This window comes from Streptomyces chlorus, from assembly GCF_042655885.1.
GTDB classification, from domain to species: domain Bacteria; phylum Actinomycetota; class Actinomycetes; order Streptomycetales; family Streptomycetaceae; genus Streptomyces; species Streptomyces chlorus.
Map to the genome: position 1 here is coordinate 1 of NZ_JBHSOA010000139.1, position 16,947 is coordinate 16,947.

General features: G+C 71.9%; 13 protein-coding genes. 9 read left to right on the forward strand and 4 right to left on the reverse strand.

What is annotated here, in order from left to right:
• Nucleotides 1-332 precede the first annotated feature (332 nt).
• The gene (locus tag ACFPZI_RS36215; protein ID WP_381371405.1) at nt 333-1,241 is read left to right on the forward strand and encodes a biotin--[acetyl-CoA-carboxylase] ligase; all 909 of its coding nucleotides are present in this window, start codon (nt 333-335) and stop codon (nt 1,239-1,241) included.
• Between the two features lie 211 nt (nt 1,242-1,452).
• Nucleotides 1,453-2,613, forward strand: a complete 1,161-nt coding sequence (locus tag ACFPZI_RS36220) for an adenylate/guanylate cyclase domain-containing protein (RefSeq protein ID WP_381371406.1) — start codon at nt 1,453-1,455, stop codon at nt 2,611-2,613.
• Nucleotides 2,614-2,647: 34 nt separating this feature from the next.
• Here the strand turns inward: ACFPZI_RS36220 and ACFPZI_RS36225 are convergent, their stop codons facing one another.
• Nucleotides 2,648-3,358 (reverse strand): hypothetical protein, encoded by a 711-nt coding sequence (locus ACFPZI_RS36225; protein WP_381371407.1) that lies wholly within the window; start codon nt 3,356-3,358, stop codon nt 2,648-2,650.
• 218 nt (nt 3,359-3,576) lie between these two features.
• Between ACFPZI_RS36225 and ACFPZI_RS36230 the strand changes: the two genes are divergently transcribed.
• The 3 genes from ACFPZI_RS36230 to hutH all read left to right on the forward strand — a co-directional run bounded on the left by ACFPZI_RS36230 (nt 3,577) and on the right by hutH (nt 7,435).
• Complete coding sequence (locus ACFPZI_RS36230; RefSeq protein ID WP_381371408.1) at nt 3,577-4,377, forward strand: enoyl-CoA hydratase/isomerase family protein; 801 nt, start codon at nt 3,577-3,579, stop codon at nt 4,375-4,377.
• A gap of 153 nt (nt 4,378-4,530) precedes the next feature.
• Nucleotides 4,531-5,682 (forward strand): GGDEF domain-containing protein, encoded by a 1,152-nt coding sequence (locus tag ACFPZI_RS36235; RefSeq protein WP_381371409.1) that lies wholly within the window; start codon nt 4,531-4,533, stop codon nt 5,680-5,682.
• A 151-nt stretch (nt 5,683-5,833) separates the two neighbouring features.
• Nucleotides 5,834-7,435, forward strand: coding sequence for a histidine ammonia-lyase (gene hutH, locus ACFPZI_RS36240; RefSeq protein ID WP_381371485.1), 1,602 nt, complete (start codon nt 5,834-5,836; stop codon nt 7,433-7,435).
• A 58-nt stretch (nt 7,436-7,493) separates the two neighbouring features.
• On the opposite strand, the gene ACFPZI_RS36245 is transcribed toward hutH, so the two are convergent.
• On the reverse strand, nt 7,494-7,832 hold the full coding sequence (locus ACFPZI_RS36245; RefSeq protein WP_381371410.1) for an LPXTG cell wall anchor domain-containing protein: 339 nt from the start codon (nt 7,830-7,832) through the stop codon (nt 7,494-7,496).
• Between the two features lie 109 nt (nt 7,833-7,941).
• Here ACFPZI_RS36245 and ACFPZI_RS36250 point away from each other — a divergent pair, with 109 nt between their 5' ends.
• The 4 genes from ACFPZI_RS36250 (at nt 7,942) to ACFPZI_RS36265 (ending at nt 12,372) form a co-directional block, all read left to right on the forward strand.
• Nucleotides 7,942-8,361: a hypothetical protein gene (locus ACFPZI_RS36250; protein WP_381371411.1), complete on the forward strand. Its 420-nt coding sequence runs from the start codon at nt 7,942-7,944 to the stop codon at nt 8,359-8,361.
• 356 nt (nt 8,362-8,717) lie between these two features.
• Nucleotides 8,718-9,974: a L,D-transpeptidase gene (locus ACFPZI_RS36255; protein ID WP_381371412.1), complete on the forward strand. Its 1,257-nt coding sequence runs from the start codon at nt 8,718-8,720 to the stop codon at nt 9,972-9,974.
• 170 nt (nt 9,975-10,144) lie between these two features.
• A complete protein-coding gene (locus tag ACFPZI_RS36260) occupies nt 10,145-11,635 on the forward strand; it encodes an ABC transporter permease (RefSeq protein ID WP_381371413.1) in 1,491 nt (496 codons plus the stop codon).
• 53 nt (nt 11,636-11,688) lie between these two features.
• Nucleotides 11,689-12,372 carry an ABC transporter ATP-binding protein gene (locus ACFPZI_RS36265; RefSeq protein ID WP_381371414.1) on the forward strand — a complete coding sequence of 228 codons (684 nt, stop codon included), beginning with the start codon at nt 11,689-11,691 and terminating at the stop codon, nt 12,370-12,372.
• A gap of 334 nt (nt 12,373-12,706) precedes the next feature.
• Here ACFPZI_RS36265 and ACFPZI_RS36270 read toward each other — a convergent pair whose 3' ends face one another.
• Together ACFPZI_RS36270 and ACFPZI_RS36275 are read right to left on the reverse strand one after the other, a co-directional pair.
• Complete coding sequence (locus ACFPZI_RS36270) at nt 12,707-15,730, reverse strand: DUF5682 family protein (protein WP_381371415.1); 3,024 nt, start codon at nt 15,728-15,730, stop codon at nt 12,707-12,709.
• Nucleotides 15,727-16,848: an ATP-binding protein gene (locus ACFPZI_RS36275; protein ID WP_381371416.1), complete on the reverse strand. Its 1,122-nt coding sequence runs from the start codon at nt 16,846-16,848 to the stop codon at nt 15,727-15,729. Before ACFPZI_RS36275 ends, ACFPZI_RS36270 begins: the two co-directional genes overlap by 4 nt.
• Nucleotides 16,849-16,947 lie beyond the last annotated feature (99 nt).

Below are 16,947 nucleotides of genomic sequence, written 5' to 3' on the forward strand. Positions count from 1 at the left end.
GGCGTGCGTCGCCTCGTGAATGCGACGCTGGAGATCCGCGAGCTTGCCCGCGGTCGTATGAATATCGGGCTGCTGCACTTCCGGCTCGGACATCGGGATACGGCTCCCTGCCTGCTCAAAAGGGGGACGGTTGCTCATCCGCAGCGTAGTGGGGGCCCTGTGGATCGGCAGTGCGGTGTTTCCCACACTGCTTTCCCCTTCACAGACCGGGGAAAGGGCTCGGGCCCGACCCTGATCCGCCCTCGTGATCCGTCCCCGGGTCCGCCCTGATGATCTGTTCTCATGATCTGTCCCCGCTGCGGGGCGGAGGAAGTCGTACCTAGTCTGGCGGCATGACGAAGTCACCGGATGACGATGGCACGACCGGCCCGGACCTCCCGCCGAGGTCGGGAGGCGGGTCGGGACGCTGGACCGACCTCGACCGCCCGCCGCTGAACGTCGTCGGCCTGCGCAGAGGCCTGGTGCGCGACGGCGGGCTGTGGCGGCAGATCGACGTGGTGCAGCGCACCGGCTCCACCAACTCCGACCTGGTGGCCCGCGCCGCCGCGGGGACGGCCGACGAGGGGTCCGTGCTCGTCGCGGAGGAGCAGACCGCCGCGCGGGGCCGCCTGGACCGGCAGTGGACGGCCCCGGCCCGCTCCGGCCTCTTCTTCTCCGTCCTGCTCAGGCCCGCCGAGGTGCCGGTGGCCCGCTGGGGCTGGCTGCCGTTGCTCACCGGCGTCGCGGTGGCCACCGGCCTGTCCCGGACGGCGGGCGTCGACACGGCCCTGAAGTGGCCCAACGACCTCCTCGTCACCGTCGGCGGCGAGGAGCGCAAGGCCGCCGGAATCCTCGCGGAGCGGGCCGGGGACGACGGGGTGGTGATCGGCGTCGGCATCAATGTCAGCCTGCGCGCCGACGAACTGCCGGTGCCCACCGCCGGGTCCCTGGCGCTGGCGGGCGCGGTGACCACGGACCGGGACCCCCTGCTGCGGGGCGTACTGCGGTCGCTGGAGAACTGGTACGGGCGCTGGCGGGAGGCAGGCGGCGACCCGGCCGCGAGCGGCCTGCAGGAGACGTACGCGGCGGGGTGCGCGACCCTCGGGCGGGTGGTGCGGGCCGAGCTGCCGGGCGACCGGGTGCTGCTGGGCGAGGCGGTCGCCGTCGACGGGGACGGACGCCTGGTGCTGGCCACGGAGGAGGGGGTGCAGGAACCGGTGGGAGCGGGCGACATCGTGCACGTACGCCCCGTCGTCCCGTAGGCCCCGTAGTCCCGTAGGCCCTGTCGGCCCGGGGGGCGGGTGAGGGGCGCACGCGGGCACGGGTGCCGGTGCGTACGGTGGGTACCCCGATGCCGGGTGCGCCGGTCGTGCCACCCGTCGGCGCAACCGAACGGAGTGAGCTGGCGCACACCTGCCGTAGAGTTGAGGCCGGTCGAGACATGGCCGTGGCAGATCGGAAGGGCAGCAACGCGTGACCGTCGACGACTCGGGCTCCGGAACGGAAGCGCAGGGCCGCGCGGAGCCTCCGCCACCCTCGGCCTCGCGCGAGCGGGGGGACGACCCCCGTCCCGCCGACAACGGCGAGGACCCGCTCGCTCTGCGTCTCGAGCAGCTCATTCTGGGTGCCGAGCGCCGTTACACCCCGTTTCAGGCGGCCCGCAGTGCCAGCGTCACGGTGGAGCTGGCCACGCGGTTCTGGCGGGCCATGGGATTCGCCGACGTCGGACAGGCCAAGGCGTTCACCGAGGCCGACGTCCTGGCGCTGCGGCGACTGGCCGGTCTGGTGGAGGCGGGGCTGCTGAGCGAGGCCATGGCCGTGCAGGTGGCGCGGTCCACGGGACAGACCACCGCGCGACTGGCCGAGTGGCAGATCGACTCCTTCCTGGAAGGGCTGACCGAGCCGCCCGAGCTGGGCATGACACGCACCGAGGTCACGTATCCCATCGTCGAGCTGCTCCTGCCCGAACTGGAGGAGTTCCTCGTCTACGTGTGGCGGCGACAGCTCGCCGCCTCGGCCGGGCGGGTGCTCCAGGCCGCCGACGACGAGGAGATGGTGGACCGGCGGCTCGCCGTCGCGTTCGCCGACCTCGTCGGGTTCACGCGGCTGACCCGGCGGATGGAGGAGGAGGAGCTCGGCGAGCTCGTCGAGGCCTTCGAGACGACCGCCGCCGACCTGGTGGCCGCGCGCGGCGGGCGGCTCATCAAGACCCTCGGTGACGAGGTGCTCTACGCCGCCGACGACGCGGGAACGGCCGCGGAGATCGCCTTGCGGCTGATCGAGACCATGGCGAACGACGAGACGATGCCGGAGCTGCGGGTCGGCATGGCGTTCGGCACCGTCACCACCCGGATGGGCGATGTCTTCGGGACGACGGTGAACCTGGCCTCCCGGCTCACCTCGATAGCGCCTCGGGACGCCGTACTCGTCGACACCGCCTTCGCCGAGGAACTGATCCGCACCGGTGACGCGCCCGCCTCCGAGGCCGCCGTTGCCGAGGCGGCGGCTGCGGCGGAGAAGGAGGGCGAGGAGCCGCCGACGTACCGCTTCGGACTGCAGCCTATGTGGCAGCGACCCGTGCGTGGTCTGGGCGTGGTGGAGCCGTGGCTGCTCACACGCCGGGACAATCCCTAGAGGTTCTGAGAGTTCTCCGACGGCCTCCGGTGGTTCAGTCCTTGAGACCGGGGCCGCCGCCCACGCACAGGCCGATGATCGGTACGCAGAGGACGGGGCCGTCGTCCGGTTCGCTCGGCCGGTCCGGTGGCGGGGGTGGTGCCTGCCGGTCCGGGGGCTGAGGCCGCGGCGGTGTGCGGTCCGGAGGCGTCGGCGGGGGAGTGGGGGCGTCCGGTGGGGCGCCGGTGGGGACCGGCGGCTTCGGGGCACCCGGGGCACCCGGGGCACCCGGTGTGCTCGGGGTGCTCGGGGTGTCCGGAGTGGTGAGGGGCGAGGTCACGGCGGTCGGTGCGGCGGTGCTGCCCGGGGCGGCCGGTGTGAGCAGCGGCGTGCTCTGACCGCCCAGGGCGGTGGGCGAGGAGGGACCGGCCCCCGGGGCCGGGGCGGCCGGAGCAGTGGTACCGCCCGTGCCGTCCGTGCCGGGGCTCGTGGCGGTCGTGGGGTCCGGGACGACCGGGCGGGGGCCGGCCCCGGCGCCGATGTCCGCGGGGCCCGGGTCGGACGCCAGGCGTACGAGGCTCAGGGCGCCCGCGGTCAGCGCCAGTCCGCCGCCGGCCAGCAGGAGTTTCCGGGGGCGGGGTTTGCGGTGGCGGCCCCGGAAACGCGCGCCGAAGAGGGCGAATCCGGTGTGCGCCGGTGTGCCCTCGGCCGTCTCCGGTCCGGTGGACCGTGGTTCGGTCGGTCTGGTCGGCGTGTTCGTCGGCATGATGATTCCTCCCCCTGCCCTGCGTACGCGCCCCCCACGCGCCGCGGTGCGTTGCACGCTAGGCGTTCCCGTAGGGGGCCGGGCCGGAGTGGGCGGGATGTCACTCGAACGGGTGGACGGGGGGTGACGAGGGAACTGGACGCACGCCCTTTCACCGGGCGGTGCCGGCTGCGATGATCGGGACGACGGATGTTAACCCGCGTTAACCGGAGGGTGTCATGAGTGAGGAACGGTTCGGGGAGTTCGTGCTGGTGCGGCGGCATGAGCAGGGGCATGTCGCGGAGCTGGTCCTCGACCGGCCCAAGGCCATGAACGCCGTCTCCACCGAGATGGCCCGGTCCCTCGCCGGGGCCTGCGCGGCACTGGGGAAGGACCCGGCCGTACGGGTGGTGGTGCTGACCTCGTCGCACGAGCGGGCCTTCTGCGTCGGCGCCGATCTGAAGGAGCGCAACTCCTTCAGCGACGCCGATCTGGTGCGCCAGCGGCCGGTGGCGCGCGGGGCGTACACCGGCGTGCTGGAGCTGCCGGTGCCGACGGTGGCGGCGGTGCACGGGTTCGCGCTGGGCGGCGGATTCGAGCTGGCCCTGTCCTGCGATGTGATCGTCGCCGACCGTACGGCCGTGGTGGGGCTGCCCGAGGTGTCCGTCGGGGTGATTCCCGGCGGCGGCGGTACGCAGTTGCTGCCCCGGCGGGTGGGCGCGGCGCGGGCCGCCGAGCTGATCTTCACGGCGCGCCGGGTGGAGGCCGCCGAGGCCCGGGAGCTGGGGCTGGTCGACGAGCTGGTGGAGGCGGGGCGGGACCGCGAGGAGGCGCTGGCCCTGGCCGCCCGCATCGCCGCCAACTCGCCGGTGGGGCTGCGGGCGGCCAAGCGGGCGCTGCGGCTCGGGCAGGGGCTGGATCTGCCCGCCGGCCTCGAGGTGGAGGACGCCGCCTGGCGGACGGTGGCGTTCTCGGGCGACCGCGCGGAGGGCGTGGCCGCCTTCAACGAGAAGCGCAAGCCGGACTGGCCGGGGGAGTAGAGCGGCGCCGGGTCGGCGGGGAGTGGAGCACCCGTTACTGGTGGGGCGCGACGCCGGCCCGGGGAGGGGAGCGGCGGGGCCTGGGGGCATGACGGAACTTCCGTTTGCTCCTTAAATCTCCCTCTTCGCGTCGAACGTCCCTAGCCTGGAGGGATGGGTGAGGACAGCCGGCTGGCGGCCGTGGTGGCGTTGGCGCAGGGCATGGCCGCCGCGCACAGTTCGCGGGAGGTCTGGCGGGCCGCGGCTCTCGGGGCCGGCCGGGCGCTCGGTGGGAGTTTCGCGGCGCTGTCGGTGTGGGAGCGCGAGCTGGGGCGGCTGCGGGTCCTGGTGAACGTCGGCGAACTGGCCGAGGGCGAGGAGGAGTTCCCGGAGCGCGAGGCCTACCCCGTGCACCAGTTCGCCGAGATCACCGAGTTCCTGCACGAGCGGTGGGCGGCCGGTGGCGGCGAGCCGGACGCCTGGGTGGAGACCGCCCAGGGGCCGACGGCGGGGCGGCCCGGCTACACCCATCAGAGGGTGACGGCCCTGCGCCGCCGCGGGCGCGGCTGCTGCGTGGTCGCCCCGATCGTGCTCCACGGGCGGGCATGGGGCGAGCTGTACGTCGCCCGGCCGGTCGGCGCGCCCGTCTTCGAGCGGGGCGACGCCGACTTCGCGACGGTCCTGGCCGCCGTCGTCGCCGCCGGGATCGCGCAGTCCGAGCGGCTGGAGGAGGCGCGGCGGCTGGCGTACACGGACGCGCTCACCGGGCTGGCCAACCGCCGTGCCGTGGACGTGCGGCTCGACGAGGCGATCGAGCGGCACCGCCGGGACGGGACCGTCGTCAGCCTCGTCGTGTGCGATCTGAACGGGCTCAAGCGGGTCAACGACACGCTGGGGCACGCCGTTGGCGACCGGCTGCTCGAGCGGTTCGGGACCGTGCTGTCCCTGTGCGGGGCCATGCTGCCCGGTGCCCTGGCGGCGCGGCTCGGCGGGGACGAGTTCTGTCTGCTGGCGGTGGGGCCGCCCGCCGACGAGGCCGTCAGGACGGCCGACGAAGTGTGCCGCCGCGCCGTGGTGCTGGAGATCGGGGACGGTGTGGCCTGCGGGGTGGCGTCCACCGGGGACCCCATCGGGCCGGTGCACTCCGCCCGGCGGCTCTTCCGGCTGGCCGACGCGGCGCAGTACCGTGCCAAGGCCGAGCGGGCCACCCGCCCCGTCGTCGCCGGGCGCGAGGGTCCGGGTGACCCGGTCGTGTGCCTGGTGGACGAGCCGGTACGGAAGCCGGACGGGGAGCGGCGCCGGTTCCGGGGGCGGCACTCGCCGTAGGGGAGGGGTGCGAGGGGGGTCCGGGCACCCGGGATGTACTGGTCCGGCGGACTCAGGGGCGTGGCGAGGGGGCGGGCGTATCGGTAAGGGGTGACCGCGGGTCCCAGTGGTGACATCGTCGAATTCACTGCGTACGCTCCTGAATATGAATATGCGCACTGTGGTGGTGGGACCGTCCGGCGTCACCGCGTCCGATGTGCTCGCCGTGGCGCGCGGCGGTGCCCGCATCGAGCTCTCCGGCGAGGCGCTGGCCGCCCTCGCCGCGTCCCGCGAGATCGTGGACGCCCTGGCCGCCGAGCCGGACCCCGTGTACGGGGTGAGCACCGGCTTCGGTGCTTTGGCGACCCGGCACATCGGCCCGGAGCTGCGTGCCCAGTTGCAGCGCAACATCGTCCGCTCGCACGCCGCCGGCATGGGGCCCCACGTCGAGCGCGAGGTCGTCCGCGCCCTGATGTTCCTGCGGCTGAAGACCCTCTGTTCCGGGCACACCGGCGTACGCCCCAAGGTCGCGCAGGCGATCGCCGACGTGCTGAACGCCGGGATCACCCCCGTGGTGCACGAATACGGCTCGCTCGGCTGTTCCGGCGACCTGGCCCCGCTGTCCCACTGTGCGCTCGCCCTGATGGGCGAAGGGGAGGCCGAGGGGCCCGACGGGACCCTGCGGGCCGCCGGCGACCTGCTCGCCGAGCACGGGATCCGGCCCGTCGAACTGCGCGAGAAGGAAGGGCTCGCCCTCCTCAACGGCACCGACGGCATGCTCGGCATGCTGATCATGGCCCTCGCCGACCTCGACACCCTGTACCGGTCCGTCGACGTCACGGCCGCGATGAGTCTGGAGGCACTGCTTGGCACCGACAAGGTGCTCGCCCCCGAACTGCACGCCATCCGCCCGCACCCGGGCCAGGCCGCCAGCGCCGCCAACATGCTTGCGGTGCTCGCCGGTTCGGGACTGACGGGGCATCATCAGGACGACGCCCCGCGCGTCCAGGACGCCTACTCGGTGCGCTGCGCCCCGCAGGTCGCGGGCGCCGGACGGGACACGATCGCGCACGCCCGACTGGTCGCCGAGCGCGAACTCGCCGCCGCCATCGACAATCCGGTGGTGCTGCCCGGCGACACGGGTGCCGGCGGCACGGGTCCGGGCGGCACCGGTTCGGGGGCGTTCGGCTCCGGGGGTGGACGGGTGGAGTCCAACGGCAACTTCCACGGCGCCCCGGTGGCCTATGTGCTGGACTTCCTCGCCATCGCCGTCGCCGATCTCGGCTCCATCGCCGAGCGCCGTACCGACCGGCTGCTGGACAAGAACCGCAGTCACGGGCTGCCGCCGTTCCTCGCCGACGACCCCGGTGTCGACTCCGGTCTGATGATCGCTCAGTACACGCAGGCCGCGTTGGTGAGCGAGCTGAAGCGGCTGGCCGTACCGGCGTCGGCGGACTCGATCCCGTCCTCCGCGATGCAGGAGGACCACGTCTCGATGGGCTGGTCGGCCGCGCGCAAGCTGCGTACTTCGGTCGACAGCCTCGCCAGGGTCATCGCCGTCGAGCTGTACACCGCCGCGCGTGCGGTGGAGTTGCGCGAGGGGCTCACCCCGGCGCCCGCGACCCGGGCCGTCGTCGAGGCCGCGCGACAGGCCGGTGTGGGCGGTCCCGGCCCCGACCGTCATCTCGCGCCCGAACTCGCCGCGGCGGAGGCGTTCGTACGCGACGGACGGCTGCTGACCGCGGTGGAAAAGATCACAGGCCCGCTGCGGTGACGAGCCGCGGGTGCGCGGAGGCCGCGGTCAAGGTCATCTCAAGGGAACGTCAAGCGAGTTAAAAGTCGAGGCGTTCCCGGCGTACCGAGTAGACGACGAAGCCCGCGCCGAGGGTGAGGCAGGCGGTGCCGCCGACGACGTACGGCGTGCTGTTGAAGCTGCCGGTGTCGGCGAGCCGGACCTCGCCGGCGGTGCCGTCGTACGACGCGGTCGAAGCGTTGGTCGAGGTGCTGGATATGACCCTCGCCTGCTCTGTGACCTGCGGAGACGGGCTTGCCGGGGTGGTTCCTTGAGTCGGGGTGTCAGAGGTCGCGTTGGCGGACGGGACGAACCACAGGGCGCACAGGAGGGTGCCTGCGGCGGTGGCGGTCAGCAACGGACGGAGAGCGGATGACACGGAATATCGATCCCCTTGTGGCGCTGGCGAGTTGGCCGTGTGGACTGATGTTAGTGAAAATCGCGGGTCACAGGAAAGTCACGGGAGCCGGAGTCGTACGCTCCGGGGCATGAGCACTCCAGAGACATCGCGGTTTGTACGGCTTCGCGTCGACCTCGTTCTCGAGGTCGACGACGTGGACGCCGTGACCGGCGCCGCGCTGGCCAGGATCGCGGACGACGGCGACCTGTCTGCCGAGGAGCGGGCGCCCGCTCGGGACGCGGTGGCCGGCGACACGGCCGAGGCGCTCGCGTACCTCGTCAACCCGTTCGGTCTGGTCGGCGACGTGCCGGGGGTGGAACTCCAGCAGGCCTCGTGGAGCAGTGAGCGGATCGACTACGACCCGGACTCGCCCGAGTGGGACCTCGACGACGACGGCGACGACGAGGTCTACGGCGACGGGTTCGATGGCGACGGGTTCGATGACGACGGGTTCGATGACGCGTCAGACGGCGATACGGATGACGTTTCGGTCAAAAGTGACAGATAGGGCAACACGGGCATTGTCCACAAAACATCCAAGAGTGATGAAGTGTGAAATATGTGGCAATTACCGTAAGTGGGGTGCGTGGAGGGTGGGTTACGTCGGGCGGAGGTGACTGACCGGCGCGGTTTGGGGAAATCGTGACCCCGGGCGGCAACCGCCGCCCGGGCTCTGACGTCTCAGGTGACGCACGGGTCGAACACCGCCTGCCCGGCCGCGACGGACGTGGTGAGCCCCACATTCGCGGACCATGTGGAACGGGACCTACCGGTCGTAGCGTTGAAGTGTTTGACGGGGACTCTCAGCTTCGGGTGCGGGGGCCCGCGGGGTTCGGGGAAGCGGCGACGATGGAGAAGCGTGTGATGACGGAAGGTAAGCGGCGCAGGGGCCTGATGGCTGCGTCCGCTCTGCTCGGTGGAGTGATGGTGCTCTCGGCGTGTTCCGGTGGCGGCGAGGACGCCGGCTCCGGTGGGGACAACGGCAAGGGCACGTCGCAGGCCCAGGTCGACGAGGCGGCGGCCAAGAAGACCTCCGAGGCCCAGATCAAGATCACGCCGAAGGGCGGCTCGAGCAATGCCTCCATCAACAACTCCGCCGCGGTCACCGTGGCCAAGGGCACGCTCACCGAGGTCACGATGACGGCCACCGACGGCACCGTCGTCGAGGGTGAGATCGCCGCGGACAAGAAGAGCTGGAGGCCCAGCGTCCAGCTGGAGCGCGCCACCGCCTACAAGCTGGCGGCCACCGCCGAGGACTCCAAGGGACGCGCCGCCCACGAGAACGCCTCGTTCACCACGGTCTCCCCGGACAACAGCTTCATAGGCAACTTCACCCCGGACGACGGCTCGACCGTGGGCGTCGGCATGCCGGTGTCGATCAACTTCGACAAGGCGATCGCCAACAAGGCCGAGGTCCAGAAGGGCATCACCGTCTCCACCAGCAGCGGCCAGGAGGTCGCCTGCCACTGGTTCAACGCGAACCGCATGGACTGCCGTCCCGAGGACTACTGGCAGGAGAACTCCACCGTCACCCTGAAGCTGGCGCTCGACGGGGTCGAGGGTGCCGAGGGTGTCTTCGGCGTTCAGCAGAAGACGGTCAACTTCAAGATCGGCCGCAACCAGGTCTCGATCGTCGACGCCGAGACCAAGCAGATGAAGGTCACGCAGGACGGCAAGACCGTCCGGACGATCCCGATCTCCGCCGGCTCCCCCGAGAACAAGACGTGGGAGGGCCAGATGGTCATCTCCGAGAAGTTCAAGGAGACCCGGATGGACGGCGCGACCGTCGGCTTCACCGACGACGACGGCAAGGGCGAGTACGACATCAAGGACGTACCGCACGCCATGCGCCTGAGCAACTCCGGCACCTTCCTCCACGGCAACTACTGGGGCGCCAAGTCCATCTTCGGCAGCGCCAACACCAGCCACGGCTGCATCGGCCTGTCCGACACCCAGGGCGCCGACGACCCGAACACGCCGGGCGCCTGGTTCTACGACAACTCGATCGTCGGTGACGTCGTCGTCGTGAAGAACACCGGCGACAAGACCGTCGCCCCGGACAACGGCCTCAACGGCTGGAACATGGACTGGGCCCAGTGGAAGGCGGGCTCGGCGGTCTGACACCTGTCGGCCACCCACCGCTCCACAACTCGGCAGCCAACAGTCCAACCGCTCGTCCACTTGACCGATGCCGCGTCCGCCCCCGGAAGGGCGGACGCGGCATCGGTCTTCTCATGCGGCTCTTATCGAGGGCTCAACACTTCATCACGGGCCGCTCCTAGCGTGCCCTCATGTTCTTCACCTACCTGAGGCGCGAACTGCGCCGCCGCAGAAAGGCGGCCCTCGTCGTCGCCTCCGGTCTCGCACTCGGCATCGCGCTGGTCATCGTGGTCAACTCCGTGTCCTCCGGCATGGGCAAGGCGCAGGAGAAGGTCCTGCAGTCGCTGTACGGACTGGGCACGGACATGACGGTCACCAAGGCCGCCGAGTCCGCCACGGCCCAGGAACGGCCACGCTTCCGCTTCGACGCCCAGGACGATGCTTCCGGCGATGAGCAGAGCACCGACCATGTCATGGTGCAGGGCTTCCAGACCCTGGCGAGCTCCACCGTGCGCAAGGTCGGCGAACAGAGCGGTGTCGCCGACGCGGTGGGCGGTCTGAACCTCCAGGTCGTCAAGGTCAGCGGCGAGTTCACACGCGGTCGGTTCCAGCAGGACGGCAGCCAGGACGGTCAGGGAAGCCAGGACGGCAAGAGCGGCCAGGAGGGAGGGCCGGGCGGAGCCCAGCCGGCCCCCGAGGGACGCGTGCAGGGCGGCGGCGCCGACTTCGACGTCAACAGCTACTCCGTTTACGGCACCGACGTCACCGAGCCGGAACTCGGCCCGCTGACCTCCTCCCGGATCACCAGCGGCCGTACCTTCAAGGCGAGCGAGACCGACGCGAAGGTGGCCGTCGCCGACTCCGCCCACGCCAAGGAGAAGAAGCTCGAGACCGGTGACACGGTCACGGTCAAGGGCACCAAGTACAAGATCATCGGGATCGCCACCGCCGACAGCGGGGACGCCGCCGCCAACCTTTACATCCCGCTGAAGCAGGCTCAGACCCTCGCCGGAGCCAAGGACAAGGTCACCACGATCTACGTCAGGGCGACCGACTCCCAGCAGCTCGACGCCGTCAAGTCGGGTATCCAGAAGAACGTGGCGGGGACGACGGTCACCACCTCCGCCGACCTCGCGGACACCGTCTCCGGCTCGCTGTCCACCGCCTCCTCCCTCGCCACCGGCGTCGGCAAGTGGCTGTCGATCGCGGTGCTCGTGGCCGCGTTCCTCGTCGCCGGGCTGCTCACCTCCTCGGCGGTCTCCCGCCGGGTGCGCGAGTTCGGCACGCTGAAGGCGCTGGGCTGGACATCGGGCCGGGTGACCCGACAGGTCGTCGGCGAGGCGGTCGTGCACGGGCTGATCGGCGGGGTCCTCGGCATCGCACTCGGCCTGACGGGCGCGTATGCCGTCACCGCGATCAGCCCCACCCTGCAGGCCCAGCTCGGCGGCGGAGGAGGCGGCGCGGGCGGCCCCGGGGGTGGCCCCGGTGGCGGTGGCATGGCCGGTCCCGTACGGCAGACGGCCGCCAAGACCCTCGACGTCGCCCTCACCGCGCCGGTCAGCCTCACCACCGTCGCCCTCGCGGTCGGCCTCGCGGTGGCCGGCGGTCTCGTCGCCGGTGCCTTCGGCGGCTGGCGTGCCTCCCGGCTCCGCCCGGCGGACGCGCTGCGCCGCGTCGCGTAGCGCCGCCCCGTCGCCGGCGGCCCCACCCTCGTATGCAATCCAGGAGTTGACCCATGTACGAACTCAAAGGCGTCACCCGGCGCTACACCCGGGGCAAGGAAACCGTCCGCGCCCTCGACGGCATCGACCTGACGATCCCCGACGGCGACCGGCTCGTCATCCAGGGCCCCACCGGCGGCGGCAAGTCCACCCTGCTGCAGATGCTCGGCGGACTCGACCGTCCCAGTTCCGGCGAAATCCTCCTCGACGGCACCGACCTGGCCAAGCTGCCCGAGGCCCGGCTCACCCGGGTGCGCAGCGAGAGCATCGGCTTCGTCTTCCAGTCCTTCAACCTGATCCCGACCCTCACCGCGCAGGAGAACGTCGAGACCGCGCTCGTCCCGCTCGGGGTGAAGACGAAGGAGCGGCGCGAGAAGGCCGCCGAGGCGCTGGCCGCGGTCGGACTCGGCGAACGGCTCGGGCATCTGCCCGCCGAGATGTCCGGCGGTCAGCAGCAGCGGGTGGCCATCGCGCGGGCGCTGGTGAAGGAACCGAAGGTGCTGCTCGCCGACGAACCCACCGGAAACCTCGACGAGTCGATGCGCGACGAGATCATGGAGGTCCTGGTCCGGATGTGGAAGGAGCTCGGGCTCACCTTCGTCATGGTCACCCACGACTCGACCCTGGCGAAGCAGGCCCCGCGCGTGGCGACCATCCGCAAGGGCTGCATCACGGTCAAGGAGAACCCGGGCGCCTGACCGCACCCGTCGCGCAGAAGTGTGTCCGTGCGCGGAAGACGTGGGGACGATGCCGGCTCCCGGTCCGGGCTGTGAGCCCCCTGGTGGAAAAGCGCGTGGCCGACCGTCGGTTCGCAGCGCGGAGATGCTGGTTCACGGTGGTGGCGTTCGGGTGGAGGACCGACAGGTCCGCGCCTCCCGGCACGACTGCTGAGCTCTGTGTGTGCGGTCCCTGACCGCGTCGGACACGGCGGGCCGCGCACGGGGAGGGGCCGAGTGCACGGGCTCGCACGCCGGGTGCCCGGCGTGCGAGCCCGGCGGGAGTGGAATCCCGTGGCCGGGAGCGCGTCGCCGGTCAGTTGCCGGCGAGGAGGGACTCCAGCGCCGTTGCCGAGTCTGGATGGCGGGCGGTCAGGGCTGCGCCTGCCGGAGCCGTCGGAGGGCTGGGCGGGGCCCAGCCCTCCGTGCAGCCGAGCAGGTCCGCCAGCGCGTCGCAGGTTGCGGGGTGCGTGGTCAGCAGCGCCATGCCCGCCATGCCCGCCGGGGCGGTGGCCGGGGCCCAGCCTTCCGTGCAGCCGAGCAGGTCCGCCAGCGCGTCGAACGCGGCGGGATGCGCCGGTGCCAGTGCGGCGCCCCGGCGGACGTCGGCCGCCCGCCCTGCCGCCCGTGCCGCGCGGCGTACGGGAGCCGGGGCCGGTGCGCGCCAGGGCGGCACCCACGCGTCCAGTGCCGCGAGCCGGCTCGGGAAGATCCGCCCGGCCTCGCGGATCAGCAGCGGGGCGAGGTCCGCCGCGCCCGCCCGCAGCGTGCTGATCAGCGTCGGGAGCCACGGCAGCAGCACCGCGTCGGGCAGCCGCCCGAACGCGTTCGACACCGCCTCCACGACCACGTCCGCCAGGCCCGGCACCGGCTCCAACGCGTGGACGAAGCCGCTCAGGTAGCGCGGATACGCGGGCACCACCAGCGGGTTGGCCAGCAGCTCGTCGCACCGCGCCCGCAACCGCTCGCGGGAGAGCGTGCCGAGCTGCACCTGCGCCGCCCACAGCAGGGCCGTCTTCGACGGGTCCGCGGGGTGGGACTGCGCGACCGCCAGCTCCAGCTGCGCCCTGTCGCAGCCCAGCGACAGCGCCAGGCTCTCCATGCTGAACAGGAAGCCCAGCATCGCCGCGACCTGACCCACCGTCGCGTCCTCGTCCGTGAACGCGGTCGGCAGCAGGGTGCAGTAGTGCGCGTAACCGGCCTTGACGAAGGACCCGATCCACGGCGGCAGGACCGGCTCGCTCGTCCGGTAGTACGCGAGCAGCCGGCGCACCCGGCGCAGCACCTCCGGCGCGCCGTCGACACTGCGTTCGGACGTCAGGACCGCCAGCGCGCGCGTGCCCAGCTCGTCGGCGAGACGCCGGCTGCCGCCCAGGTACAGCGCCGCGTCCTCGACGGCTTCCAGCACCGTCGCCGCCGTCGCCTGCGGCGCGTAGGCGGCGCGGCGCAGGCGCTGTTCCAGGACCTGCTCGATGCTGACGCCCTCGTAGCCGAGCTCGATGAGGGCCCGCTGGTGGGTGCCGAGCGCCAGGTCCCACGACTCCTGGATCGACCGCTCGCCCAGCGCGCGCTCGCCCATGATGGGCCGGGCCGCGCCCTGCGGCAGCAGCCGGCGCAGCATCCACAGCACGTCGGAGCAGTCCCGCAGCTCCGGCTGGGACGCCATGTCCAGCAGGGCCCGCCGCACGCCCCGCTGCTGGAGTTTCAGCCCCAGTGGCTCCAGCCGGTCGTGCACGTCGCGCGCGAGGGGCGGCAGTGAGTCGTAGCCGACCTGGCCGACCCGGTCGCCGCCCATCATGATCTCGACGAGCCGCCGCACGTCCCGCCGCCCCGGCACCGCGTCCTTCTCGATGCAGGTGACCGCCGCGTCCTGGAAGTCGTACGGCGTGGGCTTGGCCCGGTCCCGCATCCCGGCGAGCAGGATCGACGTCTCGAAGACGGCGATCGCGTCGGCGGTGGAGGCGAGATAGCCGCTTCGCCGGGCCGCGCTCACGATGTCCACGGACCAGCCGAGCAGTTCGGCCTCGTCCAGCGAGTCCAGGACCGGCGGCCGGCCCAGGAACCCGGACAGCTTGTCCGTCGCGGCGGGCCGCGCCGCCCCCGCCGCCGGTGCTGCGGTCTGCTTCGCCCGGGACTTCTTCGTACCGGCCTGACCCGCCAGCCGGTACGGCCGGACCCGGGTGCGCTTGAGGCTCTTCGCCCACTCGGTCGCCGCGATGGACACCGAGCCGGCGGCGAGACCGAACTGCGCCTCGACCGCCGCGTGACTGGACGGAATGAGCCCGTGCTGCCAGGTGGTGGCGGAGCGCGGCGAGATCTCGTACGTGTCGGAGCCGGCCACGCCGAACTCCTCCACCCTGCTGGCCGCGTGGAACGCGCCGCAGACGTACAGGCAGTCCTCGGGGTCGGTGCCGGTCGCGGCCAGGTGCTCCCGCATCCGGGTCCACATGTACCGCTCGCGGTCCTCGTCGATCCGCACCCGCGACGGGTCGCCGGGGGCGAGCCGCCGGAACAGGCTGCCGATGAGGAGCATGACCTGGCGGTAGGTGTCGTGGTCGCCGTCGCCGAGCGGCAGCTCGACGTACTGGTGCCACCACTCCGACCAGTGCCGCACCTTGCCGTGCCGCAGCAGGTGCTCCTCCAGTTCGGCGAAGCGCGGCCGCAGGTCGCCGATCCCCACGCCGACGGCCTCGCCGTGCAGCGCGGTCTCCGTCGCGTCCTCGGCCGAGGTCCGTCCGTCGGGCCCGGCTGTCCCGTGCCCGGTCGTCCCGTGCTTGTCCGTCCCGTCCTCGGCCCCCTGTGGGGTGCACTGCCCGCGGCTGTCCCATTGGAAGACGTGGTCGGAGGACCGGTCGACGAGGACCAGTTCGACGCCGGGGGTGTCCAGCGCGTACGCGATCGCCTGGTACTCGGCGGACGCCTCGGTGATCGGCGCGACCACCGACAGCGGTGCCCACTCGGGCGGGAAGCCGTCCACCTCGCTCGCGAACGCCTGGACGGCCACCGGCAGGCGGCAGTTGCGCAGCTCGGTGAGGAGCGGCGCCATGTCCTCGCACAGCTCCAGGTACACCACCTTGGGCTGCTTCTCGCGCAGCCGGCGGGCCATCGCGAGGGCGGAGGCGGGCGAGTGGTGGCAGACGGGGAAGATCTCCAGCGGCTCGCGCACCGCGCGGTCCACGTCGTTGACCATGCCGAGGAGGATGCCCTCCAGAGCGTCCGGCCCGCCGGCGAACGTGGCCGCTGCCTCGTGGAGTTGGCCGCGGAGCCCCGCGAACGTGCTCTCCCGCGCCGCGCGCGTGCTCTCCCGCACGACGGGCGCGCTCTCGGGTGCGGCGCTCATGACAGCGTCGCGATCGCGTCCCGGCCGCCCTCCAGGAACTCGGGCCATGAGCCGCCCTGCTCCTTGCTGCGCGGCTCGACGACGCCGTGCAGGTACTTGTTGAGGATGGCCAGGTCCTCCGGCTCACGGCGGGCGAGGGAGCCGACGAGCGAGGAGGCGAGGGAACGGGCGGTCAGTGTGCGCTCACCGAAGAAGTTGCTGTGCAGGACCGCGTCCTCCAGCACACCGATCTGCTCGGCCGTCGACAGCGCGGACTCCAGCTTCTCGTCGTCGCTGCCGGCCGCGGCGGCGGAGGCGCGCAGGTCGGCGAAGCTCTGGAGCAGCACGTCGAGCAGGGTCGGCGGCACCTCCAGCTCTATCGAGTGACGGCGCAGCAGTTCCTCGGTGCGGAAGCGGACGATCTCGGCCTCGCTCTTCTTGTTCGTCATGACCGGGATGCGGACGAAGTTGAAGCGGCGCTTCAGCGCGGACGAGAGGTCGTTGACCCCGCGGTCGCGGCTGTTGGCGGTGGCGATGATCGAGAAGCCGGGCTTGGCGAAGACGATGTTGTCGCTGCCGCCGCTCTCCAGCTCCGGCACCGAGACGTACTTCTCGGAGAGGAGGGAGATCAGCGCGTCCTGGACATCGCTGGTGGAACGCGTCAGCTCCTCGAAACGGCCGATCGACCCGGTCTCCATCGCGGTCATGATCGGCGACGGGATCATCGACTCCCTGGACTGGCCCTTGGCGATGACCATGGACACGTTCCAGGAGTACTTGATGTGGTCCTCGGTGGTGCCGGCCGTGCCCTGCACCACGAGGGTGGAGTTGCGGCTGATCGCGGCGGACAGCAGCTCGGCCAGCCAGCTCTTTCCGGTGCCGGGGTCGCCGATCAGGAGCAGGCCGCGGTCGGAGGCGAGGGTCACGATGGAACGCTCGACGAAGCTCCGGTCGCCGAACCACTTCTGGTAGATCTCCCGGTCCAGGCCGTCGGAGCGCTCGGAGCCGAGAACGAACAGCCGGACCATCTTCGGCGACAGCCGCCAGGAGAACGGCTTGGGGCCGTCGTCGACCGACTCCAGCCAGTCCAGTTCCTCGGCGTACTTGATCTCGGCGGGCGCGCGCAGCAGGTCGGACATCAGGTGAGGGCCTTTCCGTTCAGGGCTCGAGAAGGGCTCGAGGAAGAGACGTTCGTGGAAGTGCGTGGAAGTCCGGGGTGTTGAGATGAGCTCGGAGAA

Excerpts from the sequence above, each read along its gene's own strand:
- ACFPZI_RS36215 (WP_381371405.1), top strand. The coding sequence starts at position 333 with ATGACGAAGTCACCGGATGACGATGGCACGACCGGCCCGGACCTCCCG.
- ACFPZI_RS36225 (WP_381371407.1), bottom strand. The coding sequence starts at position 3,358 with ATGCCGACGAACACGCCGACCAGACCGACCGAACCACGGTCCACCGGA.
- ACFPZI_RS36230 (WP_381371408.1), top strand. The coding sequence starts at position 3,577 with ATGAGTGAGGAACGGTTCGGGGAGTTCGTGCTGGTGCGGCGGCATGAG.
- ACFPZI_RS36235 (WP_381371409.1), top strand. The coding sequence starts at position 4,531 with ATGGGTGAGGACAGCCGGCTGGCGGCCGTGGTGGCGTTGGCGCAGGGC.
- hutH (WP_381371485.1), top strand. The coding sequence starts at position 5,834 with ATGCGCACTGTGGTGGTGGGACCGTCCGGCGTCACCGCGTCCGATGTG.
- ACFPZI_RS36250 (WP_381371411.1), top strand. The coding sequence starts at position 7,942 with ATGAGCACTCCAGAGACATCGCGGTTTGTACGGCTTCGCGTCGACCTC.
- ACFPZI_RS36255 (WP_381371412.1), top strand. The coding sequence starts at position 8,718 with ATGACGGAAGGTAAGCGGCGCAGGGGCCTGATGGCTGCGTCCGCTCTG.
- ACFPZI_RS36260 (WP_381371413.1), top strand. The coding sequence starts at position 10,145 with ATGTTCTTCACCTACCTGAGGCGCGAACTGCGCCGCCGCAGAAAGGCG.
- ACFPZI_RS36265 (WP_381371414.1), top strand. The coding sequence starts at position 11,689 with ATGTACGAACTCAAAGGCGTCACCCGGCGCTACACCCGGGGCAAGGAA.
- ACFPZI_RS36270 (WP_381371415.1), bottom strand. The coding sequence starts at position 15,730 with ATGAGCGCCGCACCCGAGAGCGCGCCCGTCGTGCGGGAGAGCACGCGC.
- ACFPZI_RS36275 (WP_381371416.1), bottom strand. The coding sequence starts at position 16,848 with ATGTCCGACCTGCTGCGCGCGCCCGCCGAGATCAAGTACGCCGAGGAA.